This is a genomic window from Gilliamella sp. LMG 34360, from assembly GCF_984568995.1.
The window spans coordinates 2,468,342-2,481,457 of the sequence record NZ_OZ474900.1; the positions used below are offsets into that span (position 1 = coordinate 2,468,342).

The following is a 13,116-nucleotide window of genomic DNA, read 5'->3' on the forward strand; positions in this document are numbered from 1 at the left end:
GTCTTTTATAGTTAAATATTAATATTATATAGTTATTGCTAAAGTCACCAACTATTAATTCAATAACAATAATCTCTATAACTATGATAAAATCTTGAAACAATTTTTTAAAAGTGTTAAATCGTATGTTTCAAAATAATCCGCTACTTGCACAACTAAAGCAAGAACTTCATCAACAAACACCTCGTATTGAAGGTACGGTCCGAGCCCATGAAAAAGGATTTGGTTTTTTAGATGTTGATAATAAAACCAGTTATTTCATTACTGCAAATAAAATGAAAACCGTATGCAATGGCGATAAAGTATCTGGAACAGTAATTGAAAATGGTGATAAAAAGGTTTTTGAACCAGAATCATTAATTGAAAGCCCCCTACAAAGATTTATAGGAAAAATAGGTTTTCAAGAGCGAACAATGGTTATTTATCCTGAAAACATGCCTGCAAATTTAGCCATCCGCTGTAAAATTAACAAACAAATTCAAGAAAAACTTAAAGAAGATGATTGGGTTGTTGCCAAATTGATTTCTCATCCTCTTGAAGAAGGTAAAAATAATTTTGTAGCGGAAATTACGCATTTTATTGCTGAAAATAGTTCAATCTATCTACCTTGGTTAAAAACTCTGGCCCGATATAATTTAGAAGATAATTCACCACAGCCGGATACATTAACAATTGATGAAAATGAACTGATTAATCGTCAAGATTTAACCGATATAAACTTTTTTACCATAGATAGTGAATATACAGAAGATATGGATGATGCCATTACTGTTTCAAAGGACGAGCAAGGTAATTACCAACTGAAAGTCGCTATTGCAGATCCAACTGCGTATATTTTACAAGACAGTCAACTTGATAAAATTGCTAAACAAAGAAATTTCACAACTTATTTACCCGATTTTAATATTCCAATGCTACCTAAAGAGTTAGCAAATGATCTTTGTTCTTTAAAAGAAAACCAAAAACGACCAGCGTTAGTATGCAATATTAATATCGATACAAATGGTATAATAGATGAAAATAGTATCACTTTTATGCCCGCATTTATCGAATCAAAAGCGAAACTTTCTTATAATAATGTTTCAGATTTTTTAGAAAATAATGATGAATTGCTATCTAATAACGCAACCTTACCCGAACAACTCAATTTATTGTCTTCCTTAGCAAAAACCAGAACCATTTGGCGACAAAACAATGCGTTAGTGTTTAAAGATAGCAATGATTATCGTTTTGTGCTTGATGAAAACCGTCATGTAAAATCCATCAATAAAGAATCTCGTCGAATTGCACGTCAAATTGTTGAAGAGGTCATGATCATCGCGAATCAAGCCTTAACTTTGCTATTAAATAATAAAATTGGATTTGGTATATTCAATATTCATTCAGGTTTTGATATTAAATTTATTGATCAAATTTTAAAAGTTTTAACCAATCATGGTATTGAAGGATTTGATAAAGAATCTTTATTATCTTTTGATGGGTATATCAAATTACGACGAATTATCGATAATGATGCGTTTTTAACGGCTCGGCTCCGCAAATGTCAAAGTCCTGCCGATTTTTCTATTCAACCACAACCTCATTTTGGCTTAGGATTAACTGCTTACGCAACTTGGACTTCACCAATACGTAAATATGGGGATATGATTAATCATCGTTTAATTAAAAATTATTTACGTTCACAAATCTTGAATGAACCCGATAAAGAGCAGTTGAAAATCATGAATGAAAGGCGCAAATTATTACGTTATGCTGAACGTGATATCGCTGAAAATCTTTATGTTCAATATTTATCGGATAAAATTGGTGATAATTTTGTAGCTGAAATTGTCGATATCAACCGCGGCGGTGCACGTCTGCGTTTAACTGATATTGGTGCATTTGTATTTTTACCACTTTCAATGATTCACCCTAATCGAGAAGAAGTCGTTTCAAGTCCTGAAGAGGGTGTCATTAAAATTAATAATAATATTTGTTATAAACTTTCAGATACTCTTACTGTGAAGATGCATCAAGTTAAGAAAGAAAATCAATCGATAATAGTAAAATTAGCTACAGATAACTAGTTGAATTAACAATTGTTTTATTTTTTCAACAACCCCTAGTATTACATAGGGGTTTCCTAACTAATAATTAATGATATTTTAACGCTTAAACACTTTTTTTTCTTAACAATATCTGATATCTTTCTTCATCCATTAAAATATTTGTATCAACTAAAAAATAAGATTCAGAGGGTGCTATGTTATCAATTCATGGACATGAAGTCTTACAAATGATGGCTGGTAATAACTATACAGAATCATCTCTACTTGAAGCCATTGAAAAAAGGTTTGGCAAAAATGCTAAATTTCACACTTGCTCTGAAGCTAATATGAATGCTGAACAACTCATCTGCTTTTTAAAGTTAAAAGGTAAATTCAAACCTGATAATAATTCTGGATTTACAGTCAACGAAACAAAAATCTGTCGTCATTAACTCTATAAGATATTAGTGAATGTTCAGTATGCTTTTTTACACTTTTAAACTAATCGTATAGTGTATTTAATAGAATATGAGTATATAATTTCGCGCAGATCTAGCCTGCCCAAAAATTACAACTCAAAAAATATATTCATGGAATTTATATATGAAATTAAGTAATATTTTTATATGCACAATGGTTCCTATTTTTATTGCCAGTTGTGCGCATAAATCGGCTACACCAATTAAAATTGAAGAGCCACCACAGATTGAAATGGATCCATTATCTGTGCTAATGCAACAAACAGAATCGAATAACCCTTATGTGGTTAATGCAAAAGATCAATTACAAAAACTACTCCAATCACAAAATTTTAATGAATACATTTCTAATGAAGGTATTCTAAAGTGTGTCAACGACCCAAACCAATCAGCTTGTGTTTTAAATTTTTACCTTAATGAATACTATAATTTAAAATATAATATTCAAATTAAAAAAATCATTGAAGATAAACAAATTGAACACAAAATTGAATTAAGTAAAATCAATGCTACCCAAGCGAATATTGAAAAATATTGCGATCTTTCAGCAGATTTTACAGCAGCCATCTATACCAACAATAATAGTAAAATTTCTACTTTTCAAACTTTATTCAAAATGAATAAAGGAGACTTATCAATCTTGCATACTAAAATTCTTAAGGATAACTATTCTCACTTTTTGATTGACGAAAATCCAAGTATTCTTCAAGAGATGAAGACAGAATTTATGGAAAAGTGTGTGAATGATCCTAAAAATAACATTATCAATTATTTAAATATTTTCCGATAATCTTAATGCGAGTTTTTATGTATAATTTATTACCCATCAGTCAGTTCAGTAAAACAGCAACGTGCAAAATGCTTTGCATAGTTTCAGCTCTTTGTATTAGTTTTTCTTCATACGCTTTTTCATTTAATGATGTTGTGACTAAAGCAGAAAAGCTAGCAAAGAAAAGTTATGTACAACCCTCTAAAAATATCCCCAATGAATTAGCCTCGCTACAATTTACTGATTATCAGAAAATTCAATTTAATCATGAAAAAGCTTATTGGAATGACAAAAAAACTCGTTTTAAATTAGAGTTCTATCATGAAGGGATGTATTTTGATACACCTGTCCAAATCAATGAAATTGTCAATAATCAGGTTAATGAAATTAAATTTGATCCGAGTTATTTTGATTTAAGTAAAGTCGGATTAGCTCATCTAAACACGAAAAAACTTGGATTTGCCGGATTTAAAGTTCATTATCCAATAAACAACCCAACTAAAACCGATGATGAAATTTTTACAGCTCTTGGTGGTAGCTATTTCCGAGCAGTTGGAAAAGATCAACGATATGGTTTGTCCGCTCGAGGGTTAGCGATTGATACTGGTGAGATGACGGGTGAAGAGTTCCCTCGTTTTAAAGAATTTTGGATCGAAAGACCATCTCCTAAACAAAAACATTTAGTAATTTATGCTCTACTTGATTCACCTCGCGTAACGGGTGCTTATAAACTTATTTTAGTACCAAGTGTGGATACAACAATAACTGTACAAGCTAAAATATTTTTCCGCGATTCGGTGAAAAAACTTGGTATTGCACCGTTAACTAGCATGTATTTATTTGGCCCAAATCAGCCATCACCTTTATTAAATTATCGACCAGCAATGCATGACTCTAATGGGTTATCCATTTTATCAAACAGTGGTGAATGGATATGGCGACCATTAAACAATCCAAAACGGTTATCTTTTTCTTCATATAGTTTTGAAGATCCTAAAGGTTTTGGATTGATTCAACGAGATAACGGATTTGAAGATTACCAAGATCTTGATGATCATTATGAATTGCGTCCTAGCGTTTGGACAGAAATCTTAGGCAATTGGCAAAAAGGTCGGGTTGAACTGGTTGAAATCCCTACAGCAGATGAAACAAACGATAATATCGTTTCATTCTGGGTACCTGCAAAACAATATAAAGCTGGTGACAGTCTTGATGTTAGGTACCGATTACACTATTCATTAAATGAAAAGCAACGTTATCCCGATAATGTAGCTAGAGCAATTAGCACTCGATTATCATTAGGTGATATAAAACAAGCAAATTTAATTCGTAAACTTGATGGTTCGAACGCTTATATTATTGACTTTGCTGGTCCTAATTTATCAGAACAAGAGCCTGTTAAAGCAATATCAAGCATCAATAACGGATCTATTGTGAGCTGTGAAGTACAATATAATTCTGTAACAAAAGGTTGGCGAGTTCTTATTCGATTTAATGTTCAAGACAATAAAAAACCAACGGATATTCGCGTTCAATTAGCTTCAGAAAAAACGAATCAGATTTTATCTGAAACTTGGAGTGGTCAATATCCAGGGCAATAACGATAATAAGATAACATAATGAAAAAAGATTACTTTGCTACTCTTTCTGGCGCAGATAACTGGCGCCAGAAATCAAAAAACAATGGAATTGAGCCAAATAATACTGAATTTCTGAAATATCGCCTAAATCAAATTGGCGATACATCAAACTACATTGATGAAAGAAATCAGCAACCCAGTTATCCAAAAGTTGAACGCGTTTCGATTCAACCACAAAAATGGAACAAACGCTATAAAGCCAATTTCAAAGCTAAAGTTAATCTCATCGCGGTTATTCGTCGCTTAATAATGTTTGCACTAATTGTAATACAAACATATTTCGGGACTACCTATCTATCGACACTGTTACCTTATCAAAGCTGGGAAAAAATTAATTTCATGGCTAATTGGGCTAATAACCCTGAATTAGCCATATACAGTATTATTCCTTATATTATACAAGGTTTTATTATTTTCCTATTTGCTATTTTGTTTGCTTGGATTTCAATTGGTTTTTGGACAAGCGTTATGGGACTAATTTTAGCTGTAATAAGAAAAGACCGCTATACTATTGAAATCCCTAAAGATGCAGCAAAACACATTGATGTTAATCATCGTACTGCATTAGTTATGCCAATTTGTAATGAAGATGTAGCACGCGTTTTTGCTGGATTACAAGCGACCTATCAATCTTTGGTTGAAACTGGTCACGCGGATTGCTGTGATTTTTATATTTTAAGCGATACGAATGATCCCGATCTTTATGTAAATGAATTAAAAGCATGGGCAGATTTTAATGCTCAGAAAGATGATAATGGATGCAATATTTTTTACCGACATCGTAAACGTCGAGTAAAACGTAAAAGTGGTAACATTGATGATTTTTGTCGACGCTGGGGACATTTATATGAATATATGTTAATACTTGACGCCGACAGCATTATGACTGGTGATTGTATATTAAATATGATTGCCATGATGGAAATGACACCTAAAGCGGGCATATTACAGTCACCGCCAAAATCAGTTAGAATGAAGACGCTTTATGGTCGAATCCAACAATTTGCCAATCAGATTTACAGTGATATTTTTTGTGCAGGCACCCATTTTTGGCAACTTAGTGAAGCACAGTATTGGGGACACAATGCGATGATTCGCTTAAAACCTTTTATTGAACACTGTATTTTATCCCCACTACAAAAACGTAAAGGGCCGATTCATATTTTGTCACACGATCTTGTTGAAGCGACTTTAATGAGACGTGCAGGATATGGAGTTTGGATCGCCTATAATATGAATGGCAGTTACGAAGAGCTACCAGGCAATATGATTGAAGATCTAAAACGAGATAACCGTTGGTGTATGGGGAACTTAATTAATTTAAGATTGATTTTTAAAAGTGGTATAACTTTAACACACAGAGTTATGTTTTTAACGAGTGGAATGGCTTATATTTCATCTTTATTATGGTTAACATTTTTATTTTTCTCAACGCTGCTTTTATTAGTTTTTAATTTATCTGATCAACAATATTTTTTCCAACCTAACCAATTTTATCCGACATGGCCAAGATGGGATGAAAATTTGGCATTACAATTGTTATCTACGACGATGGTATTATTGTTTGCGCCTAAATTCTTTAGTTATGGCATTATCATTGCTAAAACAGGTGCCAAAGATGTGGGGGGGATTTTCAAGCTGACTCTATCAATATTCATCGAAATGTTCTGGTCGATGATACTCGCCCCAATACGCATGATATTCCATAGTAAGTTTGTGATAAAAGCATGGCTAGGCAGTAAAATTCAATGGAAATCCCCGTCAAGAAACGACGATGCTTTAACATGGGGTGAATCTTTCTATTTTTGTTGGCCTCTCTCTTTATTAGGCATTATTTGGCTTGGCGTGATTATTTGGTTAAATCCTCAGTTTACTTACTGGTATATTGCTATTCTAATTCCACTGACTATTTCGCCATTAGTGATTAGAATTTCAGGATTATCAAGCATTGGCATGAGCGCGAAAAAACTAGGTCTATTTTTAACTCCAGAGGAAACTCATCCAGCTAAAGCTGTGACCATGACGGGAGAATATCTAGTTAAAACGGAAGCTAACATCGTTGAACATGGTTTTATCATGGCATTGGTTGATCCTATTTACAATGCGTTAGCTTGCGCATTGTCCACTTCTCGCCATTTACCTAATATAAAAATTGAGCAAAGGCGTCTTGAGCTAATTGAGCAATTTAAACAAGCTGATTTAGAAAAAATCAATAAAGAACAACAGTTAGCAATTTTAGAAGATCCAATCATTCTTTCTGAGCTACATCAGCATGTTTGGCAGTTGCAAGAAAAATACGACAATTTATTCACTTTATGGCAAAATGAACGTCAATAATAAAAAATAGGGCTTAAGCCCTATTTTTCTTCTTTTAGTAATTGATCAAAATCCATGGATATTTTTTATGACTTGGCAACCTTCCGCATCTATCAATAACCTACTTAAGCGCGCGAAAATTATTTCACAAGTACGACAATTTTTTACTGATCGCTGTATATTAGAAGTCGAAACGCCGACCTTGAGCCAATATGCCGTTACTGATGTGCATTTGAGTTCTTTCTCTACTACCTTTTTTAGACCGGGGGAATTCGACGAACAACTTGGGCGAAAGATGTCATTAATTACCAGTCCAGAATACCACATGAAGCGTTTATTAGCAGCGGGAAGTGGTCCAATCTATCAGATCTGTAAATGTTTTCGCAATCATGAGGAAATCAGCGATTTTCATAATCCTGAATTTACTATGCTTGAATGGTATCGTATTCAATTTGATATGATGCAAATGATTAATGAAGTTGATGATCTATTACAAACAATTTTAGATTGTGAACCAGCGGAACGTGTTTCTTATCAAAAAGCATTTCAACGTCACCTTAATATTGATCCATTAGAAGCAGATCAAGCAACGTTAGTTAACGCAGTTAATCAGCTCAATATCGGGATCAAAACAGAAGAGTTTGATAAAGATGGTTTATTGCAATGTTTATTTACTTTTGGCGTTGAACCCCATATTGGTCATGATAAACCAATTGCCGTATATAACTTCCCTGCTTCACAAGCAGCATTAGCTGCAATTAGCAGTGAAGATCATCGCGTTGCTGGGCGCTTTGAATTCTATTACAAAGGTGTTGAACTTGCTAATGGTTTTAAAGAATTAACAAACCCACAAGAACAAAGACTACGTTTTGAACAAAACAATCAAGATAGACTCAATTTGAATCTTCCTCAACAAGAAATCGATATTGAGCTATTAGCAGCAATGGAAAATGGTCTACCTGACTGCGCTGGAGTTGCAGTAGGTTTAGATCGCTTAATCATGTTAGCGCTTGATTCAAAGAAACTAGATGATGTCATTTCATTTACCTTTGAAAGGGCTTAGTGATGATAAGTAATTTTGGTCTTACTGAGTGGGTCGCGATTATTCTTGGAATAGTGTCATTGATTTTATTAATTTTATTAGTTAAATCACACCTAGTTATTAATAATTCAAACCAATTATTTAATTTACAACTTTCTCAGATAAGACAAGAGAATCAAACATTAACTAATGAATTAAATCAGCTTGAAAGTGAGTTAAACCAGTATCGACAACAAAATATCGCGCAATTTGCGACTATTAGTGAACTAAAAACACGCTTAGAAGAAACGCGTAATGCAGCCCATGAACGCCAGACAATACTTGAGCAAAGTGAACAACGACTTACAACTCAGTTTGAAAACTTAGCCAATCGTATATTTGAGCACAGTGGTAAAAAAATTGAACAACAAAATAAGCAAAGCCTTAATTTTTTATTATCACCATTAAAAGAACAATTGGAGAGCTTTAAAAAGCAAGTGCAAGATAGTTTTGGCGAGGAAGCAAAAGAACGCCATACGCTTACTTATGAGATTCGCAATTTACAGCAACTGAATCAACAAATGACTAAAGAGGCAACCAATCTCACTAATGCTTTAAAAGGTAACAATAAAATTCAAGGAAATTGGGGAGAGTTTATACTTAGCCAAATACTTGATAATTCGGGTTTAAGATTAGGTTATGAATATGATACACAGGTCAACTTAACCAATGAAAATAACCAACGTTTACAACCTGACGTCATTGTACATCTACCTCAAGGAGGTGATGTGGTTATTGATTCAAAAGTGACACTAGTAGCATATGAACGTTATTTCAATAATGATGAAGAAATTGTAAAAACCAAAGCATTATCCGATCATTTAACTTCAGTACGTAACCATTTAAAGCAGCTTAGTCAAAAAGATTATCATAAGTTAATTGGCATTAATTCATTAGATTATATATTAATGTTTATCCCTGTAGAGCCAGCATTTTTATGTGCTATTGATAGTGATCCATCTTTGATTAATGATGCGCTCAAAAATAACATTATGATTGTCAGCCCAACCACTCTTTTGGTTGCCTTACGTACGATTCATAATTTATGGCGTTATGAACACCAAAATCGTAATGCAGAGCTAATTGCAGATAAAGCAAGTAAATTGTATGATAAAGTCCGCGGTTTTGTTGAAGACATGGAAAACCTTGGTAGCACGCTTGATAAAGCTCAACAAACTTATCAAAACTCTCTTAATAAGCTCTCCAAAGGTCGCGGTAATATTATTGGTCAAATTGAGCGATTTCGTGAATTAGGCGTAGAAGTTAAAAAACCAATTAATCCAGACATTGCATTATTATCTGTAGATGAACTTAACCGAAATAAAGATTAAATATCTTACTGTGATGGCTAATCAATTAAATTAACGTTGTTGAATTTACGTTTTTTAAAGTACATTGTCGAAATTACATTATTAAATTTTGTCAAAAAGTTTCAGGTAATGCATACGTTTGAGTATAAAACATCTTAATTCACCATTACTGAAAATACGTGTATACTCATTTTGTACAACAAGGAATACAATATGGCTAAAAAACAAGTAACTGAACTTAGTTTTGAAGAAACACTTAAACAACTTGAAACCATTGTTTCACAATTAGAAAATGGTGATTTACCATTAGACGAAGCATTGAATGAGTTTGAAAAAGGTGTCAAATTAGCTAAATCAGGTCAAAAGCAATTACAACAAGCGGAACAACGCATTCAGATATTATTATCTGAAAATAGTGATGCAGAACTATCTGAATTTTTAACCGATAATAATGAATAATTTAAAACCATTACAAGAGCGAATCAATACGTTCTTAACGACATATATTGCTCAGTTCCCTTCTTCTAAATTGCAACAAGCTATGAACTATAGCTTGCTAGCTGGCGGTAAGCGAATCCGTCCAATACTGGTCTATTTAACTGGGCAAATGTTTGATTGTCCGTTATCAAAACTTGATGAAGCAGCGGCTGCAATTGAAATGATTCATACTTATTCATTAATTCATGATGATTTACCGGCTATGGATAATGATAACTTACGACGTGGAAAACCGACATGTCATATCCAATATGGACACGCTGAAGCGATACTTGCTGGTGATGCATTACAATCATTAGCGTTTAGCATATTATCTGAAAGCCAACATCTGGATAATCAAGTTAAAATTAATATGATTGCAGAACTTGCCAATGCTAGCGGATTAGCGGGTATGTGCTTAGGACAGTCACTTGATTTGCAAGCAGAGCACCAATCTATCACCCTTGAACATTTACAAAAAATCCACAACTATAAGACAGGAACATTAATTAATGCGGCGGTCCGATTAGGTGCATTTGCCAGTGGCGATATAAGTAAGCCTTATTATTCCTTGCTCGATAGCTATGCTCAAGCAATTGGACTCGCTTTTCAAATTCAGGATGACATTTTAGATGTCATTGGTGAACAAGCTATTATGGGCAAACCTAAAGGCTCCGATATTATACATGAGAAATCTACCTATCCTGCTTTATTAGGCTTACAAACAGCTATAGACATGACAAAACAGTTATATGATCAAGCTATCGATAGTCTCAACCAAATACCTTATAATAGCCAACCACTGCAAGATCTCGCTGGTTTTATTATAAATCGAAATAGTTAACACGATGACTTAATGATAAAAATGAATTTGGATAATTATCCCTTATTAAAAAAAATTAACTTTCCAGAGGATCTACGATGTTATCCTCAATCTCAGCTGCCTGAAATTTGTCGTGAGTTAAGACAATTTTTATTAAATTGTGTAAGTCAATCTAGCGGACATTTAGCATCAGGACTGGGTGTGGTTGAATTAACAGTAGCACTGCATTATGTTTATCATACCCCTTTTGATAAAATTATTTGGGATGTTGGTCATCAAGCTTATCCACATAAAATTTTAACTGGCCGACGTGATCAAATGCTCACAATCCGGCAAAAAGGTGGACTTCATCCATTCCCACATCGCAATGAAAGCGAATATGATGTTTTAACTACAGGCCACTCTTCGACTTCTATCAGTGCCGCTTTAGGTATTGCTATTAGTGAGCAAAAAAAACAATCTGGACAAAAGGTGGCGGCAATTATTGGGGATGGCGCACTTACCGCTGGTATGGCATTTGAAGCAATGAATCATGCCGGGCATATTAAACCCGACATGTTAGTGATTGTTAACGACAATGACATGTCAATTTCAGAAAATACGGGTGCACTTAACCAACATTTAGCCCAGATTCTTTCAAGTAAAACATACACTTCTTTCCGTGAAAGTGGCAAACGAGTGCTTGCTAATATTCCACCTTTAAAAGAATTATTTAAAAAAACCGAAGAACATTTAAAAGGTTTAGTGACACCAGCGATCTTATTTGAAGAACTTGGTTTTAATTATATTGGTCCTATTGATGGGCACGATGTTGAAAGTTTAGTAACCACTTTACAAAAAGTTCGGCAACTAAAAGGCCCTCAATTGCTTCATGTTATTACGCAGAAAGGCAAAGGTTACGCACCAGCAGAACAAAATCCAACTTTATGGCATGGTGTACCAAAATTTAATCCCAAAGAAGGAATATTGCCAGAGACAAATAAAGTTATACCAACCTATTCTCAAGTTTTTGGTGATTGGTTGTGTGAAATGGCGCAAAATGATAAACAACTAATGGCTATCACTCCTGCAATGAGTGAAGGATCGGGTATGACCAAGTTTGCCAATCTTTATCCAGAGCAATTTTTTGATGTCGCCATCGCTGAACAACACGCAGTTACACTTGCTGCGGGTTTTGCTATTAGTGGTTTAAAACCAATCGTAGCAATTTATTCAACTTTTTTACAACGTGCTTATGACCAAGTTATTCATGATGTTGCCATTCAAAACTTACCTGTCTTATTTGCTATAGATAGAGCAGGTATTGTTGGTGCCGACGGTGAAACGCATCAGGGCTCATTTGATTTAAGTTTTATGCGTTGCATACCTAATTTTGTCATAATGACGCCTAGTGATGAAAATGAGTGTCGACAAATGCTCTATACAGGTTATTTACATAATGGTCCTGTAGCAGTGCGATATCCGCGTGGTGAAGGTGTTGGAGTGCAATTAGAACCATTAGCGCCCATACCAATAGGTGAATCAAAATTATGCATTGAAGGAGAAAACATAGCTTTACTCAATTTTGGCACATTACTACCTGAAGTTTTACAGGCGGGTAAAAAAATTAATGCTACAGTCATAGATATGCGTTTTGTTAAGCCATTAGATGAAAAAGTCCTTTTGCACATTAGCCAAACTCATAATATACTTGTCACTGTAGAAGAAAATAGTATTAAAGGCGGTGCTGGTAGTGGCGTCTGTGAATTTTTATTATCTAAAAAAATAAAATGTGATATTTTAAATATTGGATTACCAGATAAGTTTATTCCTCAAGGATCTCAAAATGAGATGAGAGATGAGATGGGATTAAACTGTGAACATATTATAGAAAAAATTAATGAATTTATAAATAAATAGGTTAAATATGGAAACTCAAGCTGTCACTATTCAAATTTTTGGACGTACATTAAAATTCAATTGTCCGGTTGATGAAGTTGACGCACTAACCAATGCCGCAAAAGATTTGGATGAGCGCTTATCTAATTTGCGTGAAAAATCTCCACAAATAGGTAGTGAGCAACTTATCATGACCGCAGCACTCAATATTTCTTACGAGTTAACAAAGGAAAAAGAAAAAAGTAACGAATTTAGCCATAGGCTAAAAATGCTACAACAATTGCTTGATTCTGCTTTGAATACCAACAATTAACGT

11 protein-coding genes are annotated in these 13,116 nt (G+C 33.9%); all 11 read left to right on the forward strand.

From position 1 onward, the window contains the following. The first annotated feature begins 125 nt into the window (after positions 1–125). A complete protein-coding gene (locus AC5LW9_RS11080; protein ID WP_493455899.1) occupies positions 126–2,066 on the forward strand; it encodes an exoribonuclease II in 1,941 nt (646 codons plus the stop codon). Positions 2,067–2,242: 176 nt separating this feature from the next. After that, positions 2,243–2,479: a YecH family metal-binding protein gene (locus AC5LW9_RS11085; RefSeq protein WP_086327761.1), complete on the forward strand. Its 237-nt coding sequence runs from the start codon at positions 2,243–2,245 to the stop codon at positions 2,477–2,479. Between the two features lie 151 nt (positions 2,480–2,630). Then, a complete protein-coding gene (locus tag AC5LW9_RS11090) occupies positions 2,631–3,296 on the forward strand; it encodes a hypothetical protein (protein ID WP_198227095.1) in 666 nt (221 codons plus the stop codon). A gap of 17 nt (positions 3,297–3,313) precedes the next feature. After that, positions 3,314–4,876, forward strand: coding sequence for a glucan biosynthesis protein G (locus AC5LW9_RS11095; protein WP_493455900.1), 1,563 nt, complete (start codon positions 3,314–3,316; stop codon positions 4,874–4,876). Between the two features lie 18 nt (positions 4,877–4,894). After that, positions 4,895–7,252: a glucans biosynthesis glucosyltransferase MdoH gene (gene mdoH, locus AC5LW9_RS11100; protein WP_493455901.1), complete on the forward strand. Its 2,358-nt coding sequence runs from the start codon at positions 4,895–4,897 to the stop codon at positions 7,250–7,252. 67 nt (positions 7,253–7,319) lie between these two features. After that, complete coding sequence (gene epmA, locus AC5LW9_RS11105; protein ID WP_216354605.1) at positions 7,320–8,294, forward strand: elongation factor P--(R)-beta-lysine ligase; 975 nt, start codon at positions 7,320–7,322, stop codon at positions 8,292–8,294. Between the two features lie 2 nt (positions 8,295–8,296). Then, complete coding sequence (gene rmuC / locus AC5LW9_RS11110) at positions 8,297–9,643, forward strand: DNA recombination protein RmuC (RefSeq protein WP_493455902.1); 1,347 nt, start codon at positions 8,297–8,299, stop codon at positions 9,641–9,643. A 192-nt stretch (positions 9,644–9,835) separates the two neighbouring features. Beyond that, positions 9,836–10,081, forward strand: a complete 246-nt coding sequence (xseB, locus tag AC5LW9_RS11115; protein ID WP_493455903.1) for an exodeoxyribonuclease VII small subunit — start codon at positions 9,836–9,838, stop codon at positions 10,079–10,081. Continuing rightward, positions 10,074–10,943: a (2E,6E)-farnesyl diphosphate synthase gene (gene ispA, locus AC5LW9_RS11120; RefSeq protein WP_198227086.1), complete on the forward strand. Its 870-nt coding sequence runs from the start codon at positions 10,074–10,076 to the stop codon at positions 10,941–10,943. Before xseB ends, ispA begins: the two co-directional genes overlap by 8 nt. A gap of 15 nt (positions 10,944–10,958) precedes the next feature. Beyond that, positions 10,959–12,821, forward strand: a complete 1,863-nt coding sequence (gene dxs, locus AC5LW9_RS11125; protein WP_493456620.1) for a 1-deoxy-D-xylulose-5-phosphate synthase — start codon at positions 10,959–10,961, stop codon at positions 12,819–12,821. A gap of 7 nt (positions 12,822–12,828) precedes the next feature. Further along, entirely contained in the window at positions 12,829–13,113 is a 285-nt protein-coding gene (gene zapA / locus AC5LW9_RS11130) for a cell division protein ZapA (RefSeq protein ID WP_065738746.1), read from the forward strand. Positions 13,114–13,116 lie beyond the last annotated feature (3 nt).